Source organism: Nostoc sp. (assembly GCF_036919675.1).
Lineage (GTDB): Bacteria > Cyanobacteriota > Cyanobacteriia > Cyanobacteriales > Nostocaceae > Nostoc.
In genome coordinates this window covers 17,547-42,000 of record NZ_JBALCP010000095.1, presented here as the reverse complement: position 1 = coordinate 42,000, position 24,454 = coordinate 17,547, and the positions used below count along the sequence as shown (strand labels likewise).

Sequence of the window (24,454 nt, the reverse complement as noted above, 5' to 3'; positions counted from 1 at the left end):
AGAAATTGATAAATTCTGACTATTTTAATTGCCAAGAACTGAAATTGAAATAACCTTTAATCATACCACAAAATATTTATGCAAGAGTTCTAAAGAATTGGTATGAAGTCCTCATCCACTATAGACGTACTTAATTATTCGTGAACAACAAGATTCCCAACTTCTGTAAAAAATCGGGAATTTGAGGCTTCGATTTGAACGAAATCAAATAGGATTTATCTAGCGATTTTGATAATAAGCCAAAATTTGCTTAACTCGTTGCCGACTTTCTAAACCAGAGTTTGCTGTCCACGAGATGGACAAGCCATCAATTTGACTTTGATTGTAATCAAACTGTTGGGATGACTGGGGAATTAAATCCACTTCTACCCCTTCGACTTGACGTAAATGAGCTGCTATCTCTCTATAGACAGCTAAAGGCAAACCAGGAAACTCAATTTTTTCCTTAATCTCCATCTTTATCAAGCTCCAACATTAAAAGAATTTAAGGGGGGCGTTGTCACTGAACTAGGATTGACGGTAGCAGATGCAGCTGACGGTGTTGAATTGACAGCCCCTTCTCCTACCATTTTGGCAACTTCAATACCATATTGTTCCAGAATCACAATGGGGTTGTAGCCCTGATTCATTTCAATCCGTTTAACCAGTACGCCATTTGCTAATCGCTGTCCCGCCTGCACATAGCGACTTGTCGGCTCATCCGGTACTTTGATAATTGCCTGCGGTTCCTTACTAATTAGAACTACACCAGTCACAACAACTGCCCTTGCTAAGTCAGGTTGTGCTGGTGGTGGCAATACAGATACTAAAGTGGGGTTGGGGATAACTTGAGGCAAAACCTTAGGCAAGACTGAAGTCAAGGTAGGATTGATTTTTTTTGGTACAGAAGCAATGTTATTTTTCTTCGGATTTAAAGGTATGCTACGTGCTATGGTGCGTGTTGGAAGTTTTCGTCTTGCTAGTGATGCAGTAGGTAGCTTAGGCAACACAGGAACAGGTCTTCCAGATGTTTTAGGCATTCCGGCAACCGCCTGCCCAAAAATTTGTGCAAACGGGTCACTTCGGTCTTTTGATAGCACAACTAGCCGTGCCCGCTCTGTAGCATTAGTGGATTGAATCAAGTTAACAGATGCAGGAGTAACTAGTGAAACCTGTTTGGCAGGTATCACTGGATTGTTAAAGGATTGAGCCGCTGGGGGCGACTTTGCTGCTATTTTGGGAATCGGCGCAGGATTGATGGCTTGTTGTGTATCTTCAGAAGCACATCCAGCGATCGCCAAAGTTAAAATAGCTGCAATTGTAATTTTTGAATTTCTGCCCATGAGCTGTTCTCAAAAGCCATTGGAAAATTGAAAAGTGGAAATCAACATGCCTGAAATTTGGATCAAAGGCAAAGTCTGTTCCCTTTATAACCTAATTTTTTACATTTCAAGGGTTATTTTTAGCACTGCCTACTCAGCATAACTGCGGCTTGGTGTTGATTTGCAGTTAATCCTCTCCTACACCCATAAGCTCTTTCATCAAATCCAGACCTTTCTTGACTCTACGGGAAACCGTTACAACACTGATTCCCAGATGTTCTGCAACTTGTTTTTGTGTCAAATCTTGTAAAAATACACATTCCAACACATCGCGGGTGCGTTGTTCGAGCTGAACCAATGCTTGTTGCAAGCGAAGTTGGTCTTCTTGTGCCAATTGAAAGCTGCGATAGTGAGGATCTGGAACCAATTCTCCCAAACAGGTAGAGCCTTCTTCTCCATCTTGGATTGGCACATCAAGGCTCAAGGGAGCACGATTTACCCATGCTAATTTAATTTCTTGCCATTCGTTTGGAGAAATTTCCAGTGCAGTTGCTAGTTCGGAGTCTGTTGGTTGGCGATTATGCTTTTCACGCCAAGAACGTGACACTCCTATTGCTTGCTGTTGTAGTGCTAACCACTTCCGAGGAATTCGCACCGTGACACCTTTATCTCGGAGATAGTGTTGAATTTCACCCCGAATATAGGGAAGAGCGTAGGAACTAAAGGCATGTCCTTTGGAAAGTTCAAATTTTTCAATAGCTCTGATTAAACCCAAACACCCAACCTGAAGCAAATCATCGTAGGTTTCATGACATTGATTCGTCCAGTAGTGAGCTTCTTTTCTCACAAGTCCAAAGTTGAGTTTTACCAGCTGATTGCGAACATTTTCTGACCGAGATTGCTGATATTCTCGCAACAACTGCCAAATTTCATGTTTTAGTTCATTGGTGACTGTGGTAGGCATAGCACCGTGTTTATTGAGTAAATTAATAACCAATTACTCACTTTTAAACTTAGCTGCGATCGCACAATATCAAAGATAATATCGGACTATATGTCATCGCAAAATCCTATGGAAAATAACAAAATTTTCCTAGAAAAAATTCCATAGAGTTGCTTGACAATCGAGCAAAATTTAAATGGGCGAAATTGTTATTGATCTTTGGTATGCTCTGTAGCTGTTTTTAGAACTACATAGAAACAAAATATAAAATTAATTACTAAATCTCAAACCGAGATTTTACTTAACTTTAATTAATTAATCATTCATGCTAATTTATAGAAACAAAACAACAGTAGTCACAATGTTTGTAGAGAAGCAAAAATTTTATTTACAGTATAATTACGTGTCTCTTCAACCGAAACTCATCCAATAATTAAAAATTACTAATAATATTTAGAAAGTCGTATGTATATTTACGTAAGGTAATAAAAAAAGGGCATCTCGCCCTTTTTTGTACTTAAGTCCATAGTCTTTTAATGAAAGGCAAAAGGTTAAAGGGTACGGGATAAAGGGATGAATCAAGCCGCCTATAAGAACGAGGTATCAAGCTTTTCCCAATTGCAATGATTATTTCATCCACAATTTTGCTCGGCTTTAACCTTTCCCCCTGTTTGTAAAAAACCTATTTACCTCCTCAAAAAAGGCAGGGCTGTTTCATTCTTTCAAAGCCTCCTGAAAAGCTGGGGACAAGGGAAGGAAGAATTTTTCTCTTGTCTCCCCTTGAAACTTTGTCTCTTTTCGTCTCTGTAAGGCTTCTATAGAAATGAAACAGCCCTGAAAATGGGGGCAAAGAAGTTAACTTTGGTGATCAAACCTGATGCTTACAGAATTGTAGTTCTGAATACTACTCAGTTACCTAACTCCAAAGAATTTAGCCACGAGTCGGTTCAATCCGTCCAAAAAATAGACCGCGAATCTTGACTTCTTTCGGTTCGCCAGCACCTAAATCTGTATCAGATGGCTGTTCGCTCTCGAAAGTACCAGCAATTTCACCACTAGAGCCATCTATTTTAGCGATTTGCAGAGAAATCTTGCCATTCAGATTTTCAGCACGCTTAACGTTAGTGCGGGTAAGTTCTTCATCATCCGCTTGGGCGGGGAGAGCCACGGCATTATCGTAGCCACTGACGACACCGCGACCCTTGGGATCTAGGAAGGCAGCACCACGATAGGAAGGAACTTTGAAGGTACCTTCAAAGTCCGTGGAGGTGTTAATAGTGGTCAAACCGGGTTGGGTTTGAGCAACCAAGTTTTTGATAGTGAAGAGGAAAGGCACTCGCTCACCACCAGGAAGTTGCACAGTGATGGCTTGGAAGTCAAGACCATCAGTTTCCACAAAGGTGAGGCTCTTATCTGAGTTGATTTTTAGGTTGCCTTGCACCTGGTCAATGGTGGAAGTGTATCTGGTCAACAATTTGCCAGCAACAAATTCTGCTTCTTGCCGTTTATTAGCAGGTTCTTCTTTGATAAAGAAGCTTGTTGGTTCTAAGCAAAGTTCTTTGATGGCATAGGACTGGCTAGAATCAATGGGAATGGAGCCACGCCTTGTTTCTGCTAGTTGGGGGCATTTGTTCGCCAAGCCAGTGCCACGAATTTGATCGTAAGTGAGTACATCTCTACTACTAGTAGCAGGAGCATCACTACAAGCAGTTATTAGCCCCAGGCACAAAGCCAAGAATGCAACAATTAAAGCGCGATACCTCATGGTTAACCTCAATCTCAAAAATTAATATCTAAGTTGTAAAACTGCATCGAAGCTTTGATCTCTGACGAGAAGCCATCCTTGTTCGGACACTGCGTTGCTCTGATTGCAGGAGTTGAAACAAGTGTCCGGGCGTATAGGTTGGAAGTCGCCGCTCAAACTTTTCTCTGCTAAACGTACTTAAACGTTTCGCTCTCTTGAGCTTGGGGTGTAAGAAGCCCCAGACTAAGTAGCACACCGCATCCATTTTGGATGTGTGTAACTAGGGGAGCAAAAAACCAGCAGTTTGACTGTTGGTGGCCTTTGTTAGGGTTGGGCGTGTGGATGAGTAAGCCCTACACAGAGTGGTATAAGTGCTTGCCTCAAAGAGCACGAAGAGAGGAGTCTACTTCATACTTTGCTCTTGCCTGTGGCAAAAGCGGCGTCGCCCAAGTCTTTTTGTATTATGTATGTGACGCCACTACATACAGCCCATTGTTTGATGGGGAAATCAGCCAGATCATACGATTTTTTTTAACTCAAAATCAAAGTACTCAAAATCAAAGATTGTCTCGTCCTGATCACATCTAGCTGCCGTGGAGGCTATGTTAAACTTTACCGCTCCCTTTTAGGAGCGATCGCAATTGTCTTAAATAAAGATACAAATCTAGTTATATTCACCGCTCTGAGAAATCTGCACAAAGCTACCTAAAAGTACTCATTGCCGAGACTTCCACGTTGGTAATTTTAGTCCAAATGCCTAAAACTACGGGGATAAACGGCCATCCACGCCAGTCGCTTTAATTCTTGGAACCCCCGCACAGCGCTGGCTCCGCTATTCAATCAAAAACATTGGGAATTACTTCTTAAAACTTCGGCTTACCTCGGCTTTGCTCGGCACAAGTCGCTCAGTGATTCAACTTGTGGAAGTTGTCTTGGCTAGCAAATAGATAAAGTACTGCTTACCATCCGATTTGACGGCGGCTTTAATCTCTAAAAATTTTAGCAGAATATAAGATTATTTTCTTTTTCTGATTCTGAGGCTATTACAGCTACTACAAAATAGATAGTAATGGGCTATAGGCTACCCTGCCGCAGAGTTTCTGGTGTAGAGTAACAGCTAATCAACACTGGCAAACTAGGGAAAATTAAAAATCTCCGGTAAATTTGAGTTGACCTCATTTATACGGAAAGGGTGGAATGAACGATCAGAAAAATCTTGAATCAGGGGAGTTGTCCTGTAAACTGCAAGCGATCGCAACTGTGGTGTATGATGCAGTTCAGGGTTGTGAAGACGATACTATAGCTCTTTTGGCTTTGCTGCGGCAATTGGAGCAGTTACATCGAGAGATCCGGGATGGGGTTTTTCAAGAGAGTTTGCCTGTTAACCGTCAGCAACTCTACTCACTGCTAAAAGATATTGAGTCTGAGGGAGGTTGGCCTTATATTGAGCGCATGAGAGTACAAGCCTTTTTGGCAAATTTGCCCCAAGAAGCTCCCGCAGAAAATAGGCATGAAGTTTTGGAGAGCGATCGTTCCTTTGGCTGATCATCTCGAAAATTATTTTCTAGCTTTGAATTAACAACTCTGATCGCCTCATCAACCGCTAAACCAAGAGCGGTTGCTGATTGAGGCTTCAACTTAATTCATAATTATAAATTAATAATTATTCATAAATTAAAAAGGGTTTGTACTGGTTATGCCATCACAAAGAAGGCGATCGCGTTCTTCAAGATTGCGGTTGTGCTTGAGGTAATCACCCACCCAATCGCAACCACGAACAAGCAGATCATCAAGATGTAAATTCCACAGAATTATCGTGTTGTCATCACTAGCTGATGCTAATGTTTGACCATCTGGGCTAAAACTGACGCTTAACACTGGGGCGCGATGCCCATTGAGACTTTTAATTAATTTGCCTTCACGACTCCAGAGTTTCACTGTACTATCCCAACTGGCGGCGGCGAGGAATTCACCATTGGGACTGAAAGTTACAGCATTGACGCTATCGCTATACCCTTTTAATAAGGTTTTTAACAACGTACCATCCCGTCGCCATAGTTTCACGGTGTTATCCCAACTGGCAGAAGCCAGCAACTCGTCAGTGGGACTAAAGCTGACACTTAACACCCAGCTGTCATGGGGCGAGAAAGTTTTGAGCAAAGTACCATCTCGCCCCCAGAGTTTCACAGTTTGGTCATCACTGGCAGAGGCTAGAACCTGACTATCAGGACTAAAATTCACGCTATTTACCCAACCTTGATGCCCCACTAAGGTTTTGAGCAACTTGCCCTCACGGTTCCAAAGTTTCACCGTTTTATCTTTGCTAGCTGATGCCAAAAACTGGCCATCAGGGCTGAAATTCACGCTCATCACACTATCGCTATGCCCGTGGAGAGTCATAATTAAAGTACCGTCAAGCCGCCAAAGTTTCACAGTTTTGTCATAACTTCCTGAAGCCAGCATTTCACCTTTGGGGTCAAAACTGACACTAGGAACTTTATCTGTGTGCCCCACCAAAGTTTTGTAAAGTCGGGTTTTGACCTCGCCACTACTGGTGTATCGTCGCCAAAGTTTGACAGTGCGATCACTACTACCAGAAGCTAGCATCTGACCATCAGGACTCCAAGCAACGCTCAAAACTCGCTTCTGATGCCCTTGAAGAATAGACGGTGTTGGGGCATCTAAACTCCATAGTTTTACGCTTTTGTCATAACTTCCTGAAGCCAGTAATTTGTTATTTGGACTGAAAGCTAAACTGACAACAGCATCACTGTGTCCTTTGAAGGTTTTGAGTAAGGTGCCAGTGATACTCCAGAGGTTTATGGTATTGTCTTCACCTGCGGAAGCTAACTTTTTACTATCGGAGCTAAAGCTTAAACTCCACACTGTACTGCTATGCTGGCGTAAAGTTTTGTAAAGAATAAAGTCAAAACCGTCTTTAGTGCTGTTAATCTTCCGCAGCCAAAGTTTCACTGTCTTATCTCGACCTGTTGACGCCAACAGTTTGCCGTCGGGGCTGAAAACAGCTACAGTCACACCCTGCTGATGTCCCTGTAAAGTTGTGACGAGGCTACCGTCCCGTCGCCAGATTTTCACTGTCTTGTCGTCGCTGGCTGAGGCGATGAATTGACCATCAGGACTGAAGTTTACCCAGTTAACCCACCCTTGATGTCCTCTCAGTATTTTTACTAAGCTACCGTCTTTGCGCCAGAGTTTTACGGTTGTATCCTTACTGCCAGTAGCTAACAACTCACCATCAGGACTGAAATTAACGCTGTAAACCCAATCTTTATGTCCTTTCAGGGTTTTATATGGCTTGGGGTCAAATTCACCCGTAATCGGGTTTTTGTGCCAAATTTGCACTGTTTTGTCGAGGCTGGCGGACGCTAGGGTTTGACCATCTGGGCTGAAACTTACACAGGTGACAGCATCAGTGTGACCTTTGAGGGTTTGGAGTAAGGTACCGTCAGGACGCCAAATTTTCACCGTCTGATCTCGGCTACCTGACGCTAGGGTTTGACCATCCGGGCTGAAAGTTACTCCCCAGACAATATCAGTATGCCCTTCCAGGCGGTTAACCTCCGTTACCCCATAAACTGCCTGTTGCAGGGCTGTCACCACCCGCATTCGGGTATCTGGCTGCACTCCATCTGCCTGTTTAAGTCCTCTCCAAGCCCGCAAACTTTCTAATAAAGCATCAAACTCTTTATTAGAGGCAAAAAGAGCTTCGCTAGCAGCAGTGATTCCACTAATCCTCAAGTTGGTTTCACTGCGTTCAGCTCGTACAGTTTGGCGGATTGCTACTCTTTTTTGCAAGTCAGCTTGCCACCATAATGCTGCTATTGTTCCCCCCATGATTGCCAGCACTGCGCCTGCTATCCGTGCTTCCCGCAGTCGCCGTTGCAATACCAAATTGAGTTGCTTTTGACTAAGTTTTTGGGCTACTTCGGCTCTAGTTTTTTCAAGTTTGACTTTTTCTAATTCGGCAACTATGCCATAGTTATTTTTTTGGCGAATTGGTTCAACTAAATAATCGTGAACTAGCTGGTAGCGATCGCCTAATTCATCTCTGATTAGCAACACCAACCCCGAACCCACCAATATTTCTAAAATCAGTTCCCCAACTGTGTCAAAGCTTGATATTGTATCTATATCCTGATTATTAACTAATGCAGTTGCTAAATTAGCTTTAGTTTTTAACGGTCGCGTCCCCTTTTCATCAGTTAATTCAAATAATAATTTCCAGCTTAATTCTTCATTCTCCTGACCGCAGTCTTTGATAACTTCCCCAAGCCAGCGTTCCACCAATTTTGCCGAGCCACCGCAAAGCTTGTATTGTCCAAGTGTGGTAATGTTTTCTATTTGTAGTTGAGCACCTACTATTTGTAATTCAATTGGATGTACTTCGTCTAGTTCTCCTGTCAAATCCTGGACTAATCGGTTAATTAATTCATCACTCAGTTCAAAATGGGAACGTTGAGTAAGACTGTGAATTATGGCTTTAGCATCTTGGCTAGAGAATTTCCCTAAATAGTAGCGAATGTCCTTATCGAGAATATTTTTATTAATTACGCCTAAATCATATAGTCCAATACTATTTTTTTGACTCAACCGTTCAAATTCTAATAAATGATGTAAATAATCTTCTCTTAATGAAAGAATAATTTTTACAAATGAGATATTTAAACATTCACTCAAAAATTTGTAAAATTCTATTCTTTGTGTGCGAGGATTACTAACAAAGAAAAATTCTTCAAACTGGTCTAATATGAGAATTATTGTACAATTGCGCTCGGCTGCTAACCGAATTTTTTCGAGCAGTATAGTAGGTGTAGAGTTCAGATTAACTGATATTTCTGTGTGTGCCAAGGCTTGGTTTATACTGCTTGCCAAGACTGTAATCCAATCAGTGTAAACAGACAAAACAATAGGTATAGGAATGCGTTCACCGATAACTTTTCCTTTCAATGCTGGTACTAAACCAGCTTTGAGAATTGAACTTTTACCTACACCCGATGGTCCATAAATAACTGTGAGTTTGTAGTCAGCACGAGTAATTCTTTCAATCAAACGATTGACATCTTGCTGTCGTCCAGAAGCAGATATTTCTTGGGCAACTCCCTCAGGAATAAACGGTATTTTTTGAGGATCTAATGCTGGGTTAATTCTAGAGCGTTGCGGCTGCAACTGACTTGCCCCAATGAAAGCACGAAAGCCATACTGATGTTCTATTTGAATTTTTTCTTGCTTCAGCTTAAAGGCTTCTGTATAGTCATGACGCTCAAAAAAGTAAAGCGATCGCAATTCCTCTAAAATCTCTAAATAAAGTGATGGTTGATGTTGTAGCTCACAAACTACCCTCGCCCATTCTAAATTATTGATAGCTTCCTCCGACTCACCTAAATGCCGCTGTGTACGTGCTAGTAAGAGAAGATACCAACTTTCTTGTCCTCGTGTTTGCAAAGCATCTCGCAGAGAAACTTCTGTTGCTTCTTCGGAGATAGAAAGTGCTGTATTCGCTAATTCATGAGCCAGTACCCAATTCGACTCAGAAGCTGCCACATTTGCCAAAAAGCCATAATTTTGAGCAACTTGTGCAGAACTTCCATAAGTTTTATGTAGAAGTAATGACTTTTGAGCTAATTTTTTTAAGTCATCCCAAGCTTGTAAACGTTGCAGCATTTCACAAGCAGGCAAAATAAATTTAGCCACTAAGTCTTCTCTTTGTACTTCCTCCAATACTTCCAAGCATTGTTTAAACCACAAGAGAGCATGTTCGCAATAGCTACTATTATTATTCTGGTGTAAGTCTGCCATTCGGTGATAACACAGCCCCAGATGGAATAGTACAATTGCTTGCTTGAGTAAAGATGAGGGGGGTATAGGATGAGGAGATGAGACGGGTAAAGAAGAATTACTCTCCCACTCTGTTATTATCCTCATTTCCTGCTGCCACAATGCTAGGCTTCTTTGATAATTGGCTAAAGCACCATTAATTTGATCGTTGGCGTATTTATCTCGCCCCAACACAAATTCTAAACTAGCTTCTAATCCTGGTGTTAATTGAAAGCCATAGAGGCGCAGCAAATCATTACGGGCTGATTCTATTTCGTGGCGGTGTTGGGACTTAGGATCTAAATTTAGGGAGGCATTAGATAAAAATGTTTCAGCACCTGCTTCTAAAACTTTGGCAAATAGAGATTCTTCCTCTTGCTGGATCAAAGCAATTAAATCTGCTTTTGCCATTTCAAATTTAATAGTGGTTGCAGCCCAACTTTTGAAATCAGGCGCTAATCTGGACAGTAATGACGCCACTTCATCTTGTAGCCACAATACCACTGGAAATGGAAAAGTTGCAGCATAGATATCTCGTGCTTGGTTGATGCCTGTAAGTAAGTTTTCCAGGTCAATGGCTGACTCAATGCCGAAAACCATAACAGCAGATGGCAAAGAGTCTGTAACGACGGCAGGATTATCTAGAAATAGTTCTGAGACTATTGTGCTGTGTAAGGAAGTAGTTGGTGGATTGAGAACGATTTCTCTGATATTGATGTCTTTGGTGATGGAGCGAATATTTTCTAACATTTGCTCACGTAATTGCTCATAGTTACACCGAACTAAAATCAGGGCGAATTGACCTTCGGAAAGCGCGATCGCTCTAATCAGTCTTTGCAAAGTATGCTGATTTTCTTTGGTGTAGACATGTAGCTGCTTATCATTAATCATTGGTTATTAGACATTGGGCATTGGTTATTGGGCATTGGGCATTAGTTATTAGTTATTAGTCCAATGGCAAACGACAAAGGACTAATGACAATTGACTCACCCAGCACTGTTACTTATTTTGTTGCCAAGCAAGGACTTTTTCTGTTTCTGCTAAAGCTGGACTGATACCAAACCAGCGCCCCAGAGGATCACGATATTCAAACAGATACATGCTTCGTAGTAAGCTCTGGTAGTCAGACTCACCTTTAACTCTCTGCTGCTGCACTACTTCAAACAATAATTCCCACTGGGATTCATCAATAGCTAATAGCAGATCGTCGCGGTAGTCCTTAATCACGGCTTCTAAACAGTCCCTAGAAAAAGGTGGATCTTGTCGTTGCAGGCAGCTATAAAGTAAACCCAATAAATTACGAATATGGCCACCGCTAACGCGACATAGACGATCTAAGGTTTGAGAGTGATCGAATAATTCTGTAATTAATAAAAGCCTTCCATTCAAAGGAACTTCAGGAAAAGCTCTTGCTAAGACTAACTGGCGCACTAGTGACATCCCTGGTTCGTAATCACTGCCATCTCTTTGTCGCACTAATACCATCGGCAGTACTTTTGGCGCAATCCCTCCCCCCAGGCGATTTTTTAGTGTCTCGTACTCATTGGAGAAAATTAACGTCAGGGGAATGGTGTAAACTAGGTGGCATTTAAGTCGGCGTAACTGTTCACCTCGGTCGATGAAGAGATATTCGGGTTGCGATCGCCCCGATGCTAAAGGACGCATATCCACTCGATCCAAATTATCTACAATCACTACCAGTCCTTTTTGACCCCGTAGCTTTAGCTGTTCAATAGCCTTTTCTAAAATTTCTTCGTTAATCGCTTGCAAAATACTACTGGTACGTGGTTCCAGATATTGCCTCAGTTGATTCCGCATTTGGGTGCTGTCTTTGGTTTTAGCGGTAATTTTGGCAATACCCAAGGACAATTCTGCTTGTCCAGAAAGCTCTATGGGGCTTTGCAAAAAATCGCCTACTTCTTTAAACAAATTGGTAAAATAACCAGGTTTGAATTTGATGCTAATCCCTTCTAAACTCGCACTGACTTGACGGGCTACACTCAGCAAAATATCGCTGACATCAATATCTGCCATGTCTAAGTCTTGACTGGACTCAAAATAAACCACATGAAATCCCGCCAATTCTAGTTCTGTCTTCAGGCGCTGCAATTCCGTTGACTTACCGCAGCCAATGTGACCCGTAAATAACTGGCAGGTTGGCTCATCAGGAGAAATCCGGCAGATAGTCCGCTGCAATTCTTCGACAATTTTGCAACCACGGACATCAGCAAAATCTATGTAATACTGGCGATCTAGCAGGTTACTTATATTGAGCGTGTAGCTTGGGTTACATGCTTTATAAAAACGTGACAAATTTAATGTCGTTTTCATGTATGTAGATGTGTGTGTAGATGCAGTTTAATTCGTATTTTTTATACAAAAAATCTCTAGCCGGGATGTAGGCGCACGATTAACTCGCAAGTTGGTAGTGTCTTGCAAGTGACAGTACTTAGTGCTGGATCACTGTCAGTAGTATAATAGAGATTTAATTGACCCTAATAACCTTAAGCATGTCTGTCCTTTTTACACCTGCTATTGAGGTTTTGACAATCTCTAGCTTTTGTTTGACCTGGCACAAACCTTTATGGCTGAGTAAATCAGTAAAAAAGCTACTAGACTAGATGGTTCTCAGTTTGTATAGCTGATCAGGGAGAACTGGTATTAATTATAGCAAGCTATACAGAGATTCCGAAATACTTGTCTATCATTTCACATTCTATTTGTCAAGAAAAAAAAATTATAAATATCTAAATTAATATTTTGTAATCTTTAGAGAAAAAATATTTGATGATCACTTGTCAAAAAGACAACAGTCAGTTAAGAATAGACACCGGAAACTTTAATCGGAATGATGACTAGCGCCACGATCTTTGTGTTGTTACTGTAAAGTGTTACTAAAAATAAAAAAAGTCTGGAGGAGAGTGGCTAATAGATGCCAACAGTGTTTACTGAAATTAATAATGATACAAGCGGATGAAGGAATTTGGACTGCAACCAGAAAGGGGTTTGAATGGCTGGCATAATATCAGTTTCCCGCACAGATCTAGCCCAGCGTCGTCAGAAATTACGTCGGCAGCGGCAGATGAGAATTATTCAGGCTATTTGGCGAACCTTTGCCATTATCGGTTTGGCGGGTGGATTGCTGTGGGTGGCAGTTCAACCAGTGTGGGTGCTAAAAACTCCCAAACAAATAGTGATGAAATCAGGCAATCAATTACTGTCGGATGAGACAACTCAGTCACTGTTGGTGCTATCTTACCCCCAGTCTTTGTGGCGGATTGAACCGGGAGCGATCGCTAACTCTTTGAAAAAACAACCAACTATTGCCCAAGCGATCGTTAGACGCCGCCTGTTTCCTCCTGGATTAATCATCGAAATCCAAGAACGAGTCCCTGTAGCGGTGACTCAAACACCAAATGTGCAAAATCAGGGTACTAGCAACAAAAAAGTCATAATCGGCTTACTAGATGCAAGTGGGGTCTGGATGCCTTTAGAAAAATACACATCACTGAATCCCACAAGGAAATTACCCAATCTCAGAGTAATTGGATTACCAAAACAATACTGCCTCTACTGGACTCAGCTTCATCAAGCTGTCAGCCAAAGTCCTGTGAAAGTGATGGAAATTGATTGCCAAAATCCAACGAATTTAATTTTGAAAACAGAACTAGGAGATGTGCATCTCGGTGTTCCAGGACCCCAGTTGTCTGAACAAATTAAGGTACTCGCCCAAATGCGCCATTTAACAGCAAAACTCAATTCTGACCAAATAGAGTATATTGATCTGAAAAATCCGGAATTTCCATTAGTACAGATGAACCAAAAAGACCAAAAATTAACCCCTAAAATCCCTAAAAACATCTAGCATGTTTAATGTATTGAGCGCTCCTAGTAAATTAAGAAGCTTTATGCTGATAAATATATTTATTATTTTCAGTTTTCCAGCAAACCGCACGAAAATCGGCATTAACTTCTAATTAAAATGAGAAGATCAATCATAAAGTCTCCATTGCGAGTAAAACACTCTCAATTGTGACCCTAACATCTAATGGTGGGGTGCAAGATGTCGGACAATCTGATCATGGTCTATGGCGTGCAAAATGCCTTCTGCCCATACATTATTTGACTAAACCCAGTGCGGAAAAGAGAAAAATGCTTGAGTTTTTCATTAAGATCAGACTCGCTTTTCAGAGGGCACTGATGAGAACGGTTTATGCCGCCATCCAAGTGCAGAGCCAAAAACGCTCTAGCTTTGGTCTGTTGAGGACACTTCCAAAGACAGTTTACCGAAGTTTCAATCTGTAACGAAAAATGCCACCCCAAGTTGCGTAAGCAGTGCTTCTGGGCAATCAGTTTAGACTATTCTGTACCGTAATTCTTATTGGGTTACGAAACCTCTGAGAAAATCTTGATTTGTTGACCACACTAGTGGGGGTTCTCGTAAGATAGACTATTGCTCTAACAAAGTGTCCATTAAGACCCCCCAAACAACAAATTAATCAGGTATAGTCTGACAAGTAAATTTTTACTTACTTCAACCTTAAAAATAAGTAAGTAGAAGGTAAATTTTGTGTTTAAAGTTGCAATCATTCCCAATGGTGAAACCTATTAACAATATTATTGAGGCAGATAAGATGCGTTGTGGCGTGTCTTTACAAGCTATGTCTTCTGTTGAGAAGAATGAAGAGATTAATGTCTGGTTGAAGTTATACAGAACACTTTTAGATAAATGTCAGTATACTTCTCTAGAATTGGCTGTGCGATCGGCTGCCTTAAAAGCTTATCGCATAGCAAATTTTCACACTACCAATTCTGTTAGGCTTGGCAGTAGTGAAAACAATAAAGAACAGTGCCATAGTATTGTGGCAGTGTCAAACTATAGTTGACTCTTAAGTGAATAACACCTGAAAAAGTCGTTTATCTACCCTTTCACAAATCCAATGACACTTGATAATAACCAAGGACTTACCTATAAAAATGCCCAATCTACGGGACAGCCGGGGTTCTCGCTGGCAGTTAACTCGACCAATCCCTTTAATAACTCTGGGGTGAACTTTGGACCAAATCACGAAAATAAGAAGATTTTTGCGGAAAATAGTCGAATTGGCGAGATTGTTCCTGGTCGGGTTGCCAACATCAAAGTAATTGGTGTAGGTGGTGGCGGTGGTAATGCTGTTAACCGCATGATCGAATCTGATGTCTCTGGGGTAGAGTTTTGGTCAATTAATACTGATGCCCAAGCATTAACTCTGGCAGGCGCTCCCAGTAGATTGCAAATTGGACAGAAGCTAACGCGGGGTTTAGGAGCAGGTGGTAATCCTGCGATTGGTCAAAAGGCAGCTGAGGAATCACGAGACGAAATTGCTACAGCTTTAGAGGGAGCAGACCTAGTATTTATCACCGCTGGTATGGGGGGTGGCACTGGGACAGGTGCAGCCCCGATTGTGGCAGAAGTAGCAAAAGAAATGGGCGCTCTCACTGTTGGTGTAGTCACACGCCCATTTGTCTTTGAGGGACGCCGCCGCACCAGCCAAGCGGAACAAGGTATCGAAGGACTAAAAAGTAGAGTAGATACACTGATCATTATCCCCAACAACAAACTACTGGAAGTGATCCCCGAACAAACGCCTGTACAAGAAGCTTTTCGCTATGCAGATGATGTGCTGCGTCAAGGGGTGCAAGGTATTTCTGATATCATCACGATCCCCGGCTTGGTAAACGTTGACTTTGCTGATGTCCGAGCTGTGATGGCAGATGCGGGATCGGCATTGATGGGAATTGGCGTTAGCTCTGGTAAATCTAGAGCCAGAGAAGCTGCGATCGCAGCTATTTCTTCGCCGTTACTAGAATGTTCTATTGAAGGTGCCAGAGGTGTTGTCTTTAATATTACAGGTGGTACTGACCTGACTTTGCATGAAGTGAATGCAGCCGCAGAAGCAATCTATGAAGTAGTTGATCCCAACGCCAATATTATTTTTGGGGCCGTAATTGATGACAGACTTCAAGGTGAGGTAAGAATTACTGTAATTGCTACTGGATTTACAGGTGAAGTGCAAGCTGTACCACAACAAAGCGTGGCTAACGTTCGAGTCGCACCTAATACCTCGAAGCGACCAACAACACAGCAACCCCCAGTTAATCCCCCAACCTCAACTCCAACTCCAACTCCAACCCCAACTCCAACTCCAGAACCAAAAGAAAAACCTGGATTGGATATACCTGACTTCTTGAGAAACCGACGAACACCACGGAATTAAAAGATTTTGATTTGAGATTTTAGATTAAATTAGCAGTTTCAGGTTAGGCTGAGTGCTGTATAAAATCTGCTAGTTCCAGGGTTTTACCAAAAGCAGGGGTAAGCAATTCGTTGCCATCCCCAATTTTGTTAATTGGTAAAGAAACTCGTTAACGCTACTTATAGAATGAACTTGGGCAGGAGTCTGCTGGCTCACATGTCCAGATGTGCTTTTGAAATAAAAAACAGGAAGGCATGTCCGACTACAGATACGACGCTGAACAGCCCGTGTAGACATCGCTACATCTACCCCCGCGATCCATTAAACTCATATTCGGTACAAGTAAATATATTTACTTAAAGAAAGTTGCGTGGGGAACTCGCCTATGCAAGCGTTGAAGGAAGTCTGTTTCCTGGAGAATAACGTGAGTTCGATGAACCTCTCCCAGACTTGAACTAAAGTTCAAGTCTGTCTCTCTAAGAGTTGGAGAGGGACGGTTTTGCGTAGTAAAACCTCTTTAAGGATGTTTGAAAAGTCGCAAAGTATACTATAGACTCCCCTCCCCCAGAGGGAGAGAGGCTTTGAAATCCCCATTCCCGTACTTGATGCCGCAACTCTTAGAGACGCTCTTGCGTTCGCCAACGCTAACATCGGGAAGGGGAGTTAGGTTTGGCAGGTATTGCTGTTACTAACAATAGTTTTCAAACATCCTCTTAGAGGTTTTTTGATTCAGTTGATTAGGCGAATATCACATCAGCCGTCGAACTCACGTAGAATAAGACACGAAGCAAAAAATAATTTATATTTATTTTTTGCTTTTTAGTGTCTGTTCAATCCATTGAATAACCTGATGACCAAGGTGAGTACCATCTAGGCGATCAATCTCACGAATTCCGGTAGGACTAGTGACGTTAACTTCAGTTAGATAACCACCAATAACGTCAATACCCACAAAAATTAAGCCATCTTGGCGTAAGCGTTCAGCTACTTGGGTACAAATTTCATTTTCTCTTGGGGTAATTTCAGTTTGAGCCACTGTACCACCAGTTGCCATATTATTGCGAAAATCAGTTCCGCTAGAGAGGCGATTGAGCGCACCAATCGGTTCGCCATTCAGCAGGATAATTCGCTTATCTCCTTCTTTTGCCTGCGGTAGATAGTTCTGCACCATTACTGGCACTCGACCTTGGAGGGTACTGAGTTCGACAATGGAGTTAAAATTGCGATCGCCTGATTGCAAAAATAAAATTCCTTCCCCAGCTTTGTTGCCCAGTGGTTTGAGAACCGCAGCTCTCTTTGCTTCGACAAATTGCCGAATAAACTGCTTATCAGCACTGACAATCGTTTCTGGAATCGCTTTGGTAAACTGGAGGGCATACATTTTTTCATTTGCCCCTCGGATGCCACCGGGACTGTTAACCACCAGGGTTTTATTTTGGTCAATGTAATCCAGAATGTAGGTGGCATAGAGGTAGGAATCATTGACTGGTGGATCTGTCCGTATAAATACGGTATCCATTGTCTCTAAAAAAGTAAAGGAGGAATCGCTCAACTTATACCAAGGATTTGCCGCTATCCAGCGTCCTTCTACCAACTGCACTGGTACAACTTCAACTCGCTGTAGTACAGCCCAAGCTTTGCTATCCACCACACTCAGCAGGTTTCCCTGAGTTATCCAGACTTCGTGTCCCAAGATTTGCGCTGCTTCAATCAGGGCAACACTGGTATCATGACACGGGTCAAGCTGATGGATAGGATCAATGATAAAAGCCAGTTTCACCCTTTATACCTCAATCACCAAGAAATTAAATGGTTATTCAATTATTATCTCTTGATGCTCTCACCAATTGACGTACATGTGTACTGCTGAGTAGAACCTGGAGGGTAAAGTCTTGTGGACAGATATGACTTTTGTGATAAAAAAGTCTGTAAACAAGGCAGCGTTGCTCTCCCTCCCAGAGTTGTTGCGACTGCCGGGTAATTTGCAGCGGCTTGTCGCTAGCGATCGCAAAACCTTCTGAATCTACACGCTATTGCTAGAAGTTAGTAGCTCATCGAGCTTGCCTTGACGGTCTAAAGCGTGGATATCATCACAACCACCAATATGTTCATCATTGATGAAAATTTGCGGTAAAGAGCGGCGTCCATTTGCTCTTTGAGCCATTTTATTTCTGGCTACCTCATCTCCGTCAATGCTGTATTCGATAAATTCAACCCCCTTGTTGTTCAGCAAACTTTTGGCACGGATGCAAAAAGGGCAAGTCCTCCAAGTGTAAATTTCTACGTTTGCAGCCATAATGTCCTCAACTTGATTTAATACTTCTTAATTTTAGAACTTTGCCACTTGCTGTAGCGGCTCTATCTCGTTTTGACTTTATCCTCAGAAGTGGCTAACTAAATTTGCCACATTAAGTTACTAGTACAGGATTTACGCAAAAATTGCTAAAAAGCTTAATTTATCGAACCGCCAAGACGCCTTCTCTGCGAGAGGCTTTGCCAACGCGCAGCGTCTCGTAGAGAAGAGCGCCGAGAATTCGTAGAGTGTGCGTAAGTCCTATAGTACAGATGAGTCCCTTTGACACATGCTACGCCAAGCTTGCTTCTTTGCAGGAGTACGTAAAGTTCAAAAATCAAAATTGCTAAAAAGCTAGTACGCCACGGCGTAAATAGAGCAACCATTTAAAATCCCTAAAGAGCTTATTCCATAATACTTTTGACTTTTGACTTTTGACTTTTGACTTCCGCCTTGCGGTACTAGCTTGTTTTAGAGGCTTTTTAGCGATTGTATAGCAAGCTTTAAGAGCTTGTCATTACCAACATTAAATAAATTTTGGGCTTCGTTGTCATCCCGCTTGGGAATAAATTCCGAGGCTAATAGCTTGTATTCTTCTCAAGAGGACTAAATACAAGTTTTTTAGCCATGTAAATGCCTATCCTGTTAAAAGGGAAAATTTTGTACATAGAAGGAGTCTATAAAAGTATACAGTTTTGATCATAATCGCTCAAACTATTACGGCAAAAGCTTTTTTACTATATTTAGTCTATTTGAGCTTAGTGGAGTAGAAATATTCTTTATCTTTAAATAGCAAATGCCGTAGTCAATAGAACTACGGCATTTTTAACTGAAATACAAAACTTTAATTTCAGTATTTACCCACAGTCAACGGCATATTCAATTAGCTGGGCAAGGCGGTGACGTAGGGTTTCTAATCCCAAACGCTGACTCGCAGAAATAAACACTGCTAAGGGAAATTCTTCCCTAGCTAAAGCCAGTGTCTCACTATCAGCTTGATCAATCTTGTTAAAAACAACCAGCGCCGGGCCAGGAGTTATTGGCATTTGCGCCAAGATTTCTCTGACTGAGCGAATATGACGCAACCAAGCCGGGTGAGACAAATCCACCAAATGTAGTAGGGCATCGGCTTCTGTGACTTCCTCCAAGGTGGCGCGGAAGGCATCCATTAATGATGCAGGCAGCTCGTGTATAAACCCTACTGTATCTGTAATCAGAATTTCCTGATGTTCATCTGTTTCGCCATGAGGAATTACCAGGCGGCGCGTAGTGGGATCGAGAGTGGCAAATAGCTGGTCGGCTGTATAAACTTCTGCATTCGTGAGAGCATTCAGCAAAGTGGACTTGCCAGCGTTGGTATATCCAACCAAAGCCACTGAGGGAACTTCCCGATGCTGCCGTCGCTGCCGTAACCGCGAACGATGGGCCTGCAACTGATCGACTTCTTTTTGCAATCGGGAAATGCGCTGCCCAATGGCACGGCGTTCAGTTTCCAGTTTGGTTTCACCAGGGCCACGAGTCCCAATACCACCACCTAATCGGGACATGGTGCGACCTCTACCAGCCAGTCGCGGCTGCATGTATTCTAACTGGGCTAGTTCTACTTGCAATTTACCAGCACGGGACTGAGCGCGTTGGGCAAAGATATCCAAAATCACTTCGGTGCGGTCAACCACCCGGATACCAATTTGCATTTCTAAGTTGCGGACTTGGGAGGGTGAGAGGTCGCGGTCGAAGACAACGAGATTGACTCCTAGTGTTTGGGCTGTTAGGGCAATTTCTTGCACCTTACCTTCGCCAACTACTGTCTGGGGATGAATGCGCGATCGCTTTTGTTGTATTGTCTGTAATACATCTCCGCCAGCTGTGTCAACTAAACGTGCCAATTCCACTAGGGTGTCCTGGAATTGTAGGGGAGTCACCTCACTGGTCATCAGCCCCACAATCAGCACGCGATCGTGGTCAGCATCTACTTCCTGGGCGACAAATTCCCGCTGAAATTCCGCTTCCAGATTTTCTACCAAGTCTACTAAATCCTGGTCTGCCAGATCATCCAAGTCCAGAGGTGGCGATATATTCCAACTTGGGGATTGGATTTGTTTAGAGTGAGCGAAGCCGAATTGGCTTTCCTCTAATTTGACAGCAGCAGGACTAGGAATCAGGGTGCGAGACTCTTGGGGTGTCAGATGAGCTAGATAAGCTTCTTTGACATACCCAGTCGCACCGCCTCCCCGCCGTGTAAATCCCGTTCCAGTAATATTTAGGACAACTAGGGCATCTAAGCGTTGCAGTGCCATAGCCGTGAGCGCCGCCTCATTTGGCGGTTCTGGCTTCAGATGTGTGGCAATACAACGAATACCGCTGAGTCGTTCTGCACCGTAACGGGGCAATTCCAGCGGTGGTATTTGCGTTTGACGCGGTGTGCCTACCCCGACGCGAATCACTTGCCCGCGACGGTTGATGTAGGCGCACACAGGCTGATTGACTTCTGTGCTAATTGCTGCCAGACGCTGAGAAAACTCAGGCGTGGTGATGCGATCGCCTGGTATGCGCTGGTGATAGAGCCGCTGTAGTTGTTTCAGCTGGCTGGACTTCAGACCTTGGAGATTTCCAAAAATAGTCTCTATAGGCGTTTATGACCAGTTAAATGGCCCCCCCAATCCTTATTAAGTCTATTTTACAACAGGGTTTAGACTGCCATCTCTATCTTCTGAGGGATGCATTGGGAATTTGTCGTGTAGGGTATTGATTTGAAGCTATATTGATGCACCTCATTGAGCAATCGTAATAACACACACTGCCTCAAAACAAAATTTGCTGTGTTGACAACAATGTCAGCGCTGATGTTAAAGACATTAAATCAGGGTCTAATACCAATCATCTTCAATAAACCTATCCAAACCTGAGTTAATTTCTCCCATCCAAATTTTTGAAGCATACTACTAATAACTTGTTTTTTCTGAGACTGGAACTGCTCTATTACAAAATCAGGGTTGATTTTAGCAGCTTTATTGATGCTGGCAAATCCTTCTTTGCTATGACCCAATTTTGTTAATATAATGCCCCGATAATACCAAGCTTGGTGGTAATCTGGTTTAATTTTTAGTGCTTGGTCGTAGGATGCGAGCGCTTCTTCATTGCGTCCTACTTCGAGTAGCGCAATGCCCCGAAGGACCCAAGCTTGGTAGTAATCTGGTTTAATTTTCAGTGCTTGGTCGAAGGATGCGATCACTTCTTCAAAGCGTCCTAAATCGCCTAGCGCATTGCCCCGATTGTACCAAGTTTTGTGTAAATCTGGTTGAAATTTCAGTGCTTGGTCGTAAGATGCGAGCGCTTCTTCATTGCGTCCTAATTCATTTAGCGTATAAGCCCGATTGTTCCAAGCTTCGTGTAAATCTGGTTGAAATTTCAGTGCTTGGTCGTAGGATGCGAGCGCTTCTTCATTGTGTCCTAAAGTGCCTAGCGCATTGCCCCGATTGTTCCAAATTTCGTGGTAATCTGGTTTAATTTTCAGTGCTTGGTCATAGGATGCGAGCGCTTCTTCATTGTGTCCTAAAGTGCCTAGCGCATTGCCCCGAATGTACCAAATTTCGTGGTAATCTGGTTTAATTTTCAGTGCTTGGTCATAGGATGCGATCGCTTCTTCATTGCGTCCTACTTCGAGTAGCGCATTGCCCCGAATGTACCAAACTTCGTGGTAATCTGGTTTAATTTTTAGTGCTTGGTCATAGGATGCGATCGCTTCTTCATTGCGTCCTACTTCGAGTAGCGCATTGCCCCGATTGTGCCAAACTTCGTGGTAATCTGGTTTAATTTTCAGTGCTTGGTCATAGGATAGGATCGCTTCTTCATTGCGTCCTAAATAAAATAGCGAAATGCCCCGATTGTTCCAAACTTCGTGATAATCTAGTTTAAATTTCAGTGCTTGATCGTAGGATGCGATCACCTCTTCATATTCCTTAGCAGCGAATAGTAAATTTCCAAGTTTAAATAGTAAACTTGGCTTTTGATTCTCTGGCTGATGTTTTTCGGATAGCAAGTCTTGAATTTCTATAACTTTCTCAATTTTTTGTTCAGGACTAAGTTTCAAATATTCCTCATAGTCTCCTTCCAACAGCAGGCGATTAGATTCTTGTTCTACCACTTCTGGCGCTGTAGATAATTCAAACACCCCAGAACGCCAATCAAAAAAATCTGGTGCGCGATGAATAAAATAGTTTATCGAAAATGAACGCAAAAGAAAAACAAAGCTAACGGGAAAATCATCTCTAAAACGTTCTCGCTGTTGGTTTAAGTGATTTAAAATATGAGGAACACTGGTTAAATTACTAAATTGTCCTTCCGTAATTTCCCCAAAACTTCTTTTTTCATATTTATATAAAGAATATTCCAGACCTTTAATCAATAAAATATCAACTTGCTTGTCTTTAACAAACTCAACTACTCGCTCATATAAATTATCAATCGACTCAACAAAACGCAAAACTTCAATTTTCTTCTGCGGAATCTCCTGAGGAAGTTTGACAATGAAATTGTCTGCTTCTCCAGGTGTACATTGCACAAAAAATAAACCAAATCCTGATTTTCGCTTCAATGCGCGAAGCAAGTCTTGATAAGCTTCTTCTGGTTCTGGGGGTAAATCATCATCCCAATCACTTAAATTTGGGTTCATGAAAGTTTCGCTACGGCTTCTTTGAATTCTGGAATTCCTTGAATCAATGGATGAATATCATACCAACGCTGCATCTCTCCCTCATCATCCAAATACCGATATTCTAAAAGACAGCGATTATACATCAAACTCCGATACAAGTCATCATTAATAATCCGCTTAGAACAAGACACTTCTGCTAACAGACACCATTGATGATTTTCGACAGCGCGGCGATAAGTATCTCTGGCTTGAGTAATTGCTCGTCGCACCGCCTTTTCTGAAATAGGTAATTCTTCAGTGCGTCCAATGGCATCTTGAGTTAACAATAGCAAATTCCTCACATGACCTCCACTCATTAAACAAAGTCTGTCTAAGGTTTGGGGACTGTCGAAAATTTCCTTCTCTAGTGATAATTCCGGTGCAATTTGCCGGACTCGCTTGTTAATTACTTCTTTAACTTTCTTGAGTCCTGGCTGGTAAATATCTCCCTTGAGAGTGTTTACCATAATCATCGGCAAAATTTGGGGGTCGCCGTAGATATCTCTGAGGTCTGTTGCCCTTGTAGAATAGACCATTGAAATGGGGACAGTATAAATCAAATGGCAATCTAAAGCTTGGAGTTGTTCGCTGCGGTCTAAAAAGACTTCCTCATAGTTGGTGCGTTCTCCGTCTTTGACTAACACCATCCTGTCTAAGTTATCGACAATTACGGCCAGTTGAGTTTTACCCGTAGGTAAGTTCTTTTTTGCATCCACCAGAAACTCATTTAACACCTGAATTAAAGTGACGGTGTAAGGATCAATTTTTTGGCGAATCTTCTGGCGTAATTCCGGAACAGCTCTTAAATTTGCGGTCAACTTGGCAAATTGAGCAAGTTGGGCTTCTACTCCCAGACTCTCAAACTCTATGGGAGTCTGGGCCAAATCTTTCAAATCTTCCCAACGATTTTTTAACCAATCCAGTATCGGACTAGGACTGGCAATTTCTTTTAAATCTTTGAGCAAACGGCGGGTACAGGCGAGGAGTATATCTGTATATTGGGCATCTTCAGAATCGATATCCTCTTCATCAGCCGCAAAATACACAACATAAAATTGCCGATTTTCTAAATATTTCTTTAACCTGAGTAATTCTGTAGACTTCCCCGCACCTCGATGACCAGAATACAATTGGCAAGTATTTGTATCTGCCAATCGCATTCGATTTCCCAACTCTTGCTCAATATCCGCATCTCCCCGCACATCCTGACAATCTACATATTTTGGGTCACCTGCGGGTAAGGGTTCAAAGGGGTTAAAAGCGTTGTAGAGGTTTGCGAGTAAGTCAGTACTATTAACCATAAGTAAAAAATATAGCAATGATACTTATAATAATCAAGATTATAGAGAATTGAGGTGCGTTCATCCAGTTCAAAGACTCGTTAACGGAGTTCAAAGGTGGATTCATC

The 24,454-nt window shown here is 42.3% G+C and carries 15 protein-coding genes; 4 read left to right on the top strand and 11 right to left on the bottom strand.

The genetic code is table 11. From position 1 onward, the window contains the following. Window positions 1-219 precede the first annotated feature (219 nt). The 4 genes from V7K49_RS19915 to V7K49_RS19900 form a co-directional block, all read right to left on the bottom strand. A complete protein-coding gene (locus V7K49_RS19915) occupies window positions 220-456 on the bottom strand; it encodes a hypothetical protein (protein ID WP_334871780.1) in 237 nt (78 codons plus the stop codon). Window positions 457-461: 5 nt separating this feature from the next. After that, window positions 462-1,322, bottom strand: a complete 861-nt coding sequence (locus V7K49_RS19910; protein WP_335207033.1) for a hypothetical protein — start codon at window positions 1,320-1,322, stop codon at window positions 462-464. A 166-nt stretch (window positions 1,323-1,488) separates the two neighbouring features. Continuing rightward, window positions 1,489-2,265 (bottom strand): RNA polymerase sigma factor SigF, encoded by a 777-nt coding sequence (locus V7K49_RS19905; protein ID WP_334871778.1) that lies wholly within the window; start codon window positions 2,263-2,265, stop codon window positions 1,489-1,491. 910 nt (window positions 2,266-3,175) lie between these two features. Continuing rightward, a complete protein-coding gene (locus V7K49_RS19900) occupies window positions 3,176-4,009 on the bottom strand; it encodes a photosystem II manganese-stabilizing polypeptide (RefSeq protein WP_334792904.1) in 834 nt (277 codons plus the stop codon). A 1,176-nt stretch (window positions 4,010-5,185) separates the two neighbouring features. On the opposite strand from V7K49_RS19900, the gene V7K49_RS19895 reads away from it, so the two are divergent. Beyond that, on the top strand, window positions 5,186-5,533 hold the full coding sequence (locus V7K49_RS19895; RefSeq protein WP_334871777.1) for a hypothetical protein: 348 nt from the start codon (window positions 5,186-5,188) through the stop codon (window positions 5,531-5,533). 129 nt (window positions 5,534-5,662) lie between these two features. On the opposite strand, the gene V7K49_RS19890 is transcribed toward V7K49_RS19895, so the two are convergent. Then, on the bottom strand, window positions 5,663-10,714 hold the full coding sequence (locus tag V7K49_RS19890) for an nSTAND1 domain-containing NTPase (protein ID WP_335207031.1): 5,052 nt from the start codon (window positions 10,712-10,714) through the stop codon (window positions 5,663-5,665). Between the two features lie 109 nt (window positions 10,715-10,823). Beyond that, complete coding sequence (locus V7K49_RS19885) at window positions 10,824-12,155, bottom strand: P-loop NTPase fold protein (RefSeq protein ID WP_335207030.1); 1,332 nt, start codon at window positions 12,153-12,155, stop codon at window positions 10,824-10,826. Window positions 12,156-12,834: 679 nt separating this feature from the next. On the opposite strand from V7K49_RS19885, the gene V7K49_RS19880 reads away from it, so the two are divergent. The 3 genes from V7K49_RS19880 to ftsZ all read left to right on the top strand — a co-directional run bounded on the left by V7K49_RS19880 (window position 12,835) and on the right by ftsZ (window position 16,081). Continuing rightward, window positions 12,835-13,689, top strand: coding sequence for a cell division protein FtsQ/DivIB (locus tag V7K49_RS19880; RefSeq protein WP_335207029.1), 855 nt, complete (start codon window positions 12,835-12,837; stop codon window positions 13,687-13,689). 730 nt (window positions 13,690-14,419) lie between these two features. Beyond that, window positions 14,420-14,710 carry a hypothetical protein gene (locus tag V7K49_RS19875; RefSeq protein WP_334871774.1) on the top strand — a complete coding sequence of 97 codons (291 nt, stop codon included), beginning with the start codon at window positions 14,420-14,422 and terminating at the stop codon, window positions 14,708-14,710. Window positions 14,711-14,764: 54 nt separating this feature from the next. After that, on the top strand, window positions 14,765-16,081 hold the full coding sequence (gene ftsZ, locus V7K49_RS19870) for a cell division protein FtsZ (protein ID WP_298910672.1): 1,317 nt from the start codon (window positions 14,765-14,767) through the stop codon (window positions 16,079-16,081). 784 nt (window positions 16,082-16,865) lie between these two features. On the opposite strand, the gene gshB is transcribed toward ftsZ, so the two are convergent. The 5 genes from gshB to V7K49_RS19845 all read right to left on the bottom strand — a co-directional run bounded on the left by gshB (window position 16,866) and on the right by V7K49_RS19845 (window position 24,347). Beyond that, window positions 16,866-17,840 carry a glutathione synthase gene (gene gshB / locus V7K49_RS19865; RefSeq protein ID WP_335207028.1) on the bottom strand — a complete coding sequence of 325 codons (975 nt, stop codon included), beginning with the start codon at window positions 17,838-17,840 and terminating at the stop codon, window positions 16,866-16,868. Between the two features lie 243 nt (window positions 17,841-18,083). After that, the gene (gene grxC / locus V7K49_RS19860) at window positions 18,084-18,356 is read right to left on the bottom strand and encodes a glutaredoxin 3 (protein WP_298910682.1); all 273 of its coding nucleotides are present in this window, start codon (window positions 18,354-18,356) and stop codon (window positions 18,084-18,086) included. An 854-nt stretch (window positions 18,357-19,210) separates the two neighbouring features. After that, window positions 19,211-20,980: a GTPase HflX gene (gene hflX, locus V7K49_RS19855; protein ID WP_335207034.1), complete on the bottom strand. Its 1,770-nt coding sequence runs from the start codon at window positions 20,978-20,980 to the stop codon at window positions 19,211-19,213. 233 nt (window positions 20,981-21,213) lie between these two features. Then, window positions 21,214-23,025, bottom strand: a complete 1,812-nt coding sequence (locus V7K49_RS19850; protein WP_335207027.1) for a tetratricopeptide repeat protein — start codon at window positions 23,023-23,025, stop codon at window positions 21,214-21,216. Beyond that, entirely contained in the window at window positions 23,022-24,347 is a 1,326-nt protein-coding gene (locus tag V7K49_RS19845) for an ATP-binding protein (protein ID WP_335207026.1), read from the bottom strand. Before V7K49_RS19845 ends, V7K49_RS19850 begins: the two co-directional genes overlap by 4 nt. Between the last annotated feature and the right edge of the window lie 107 nt (window positions 24,348-24,454).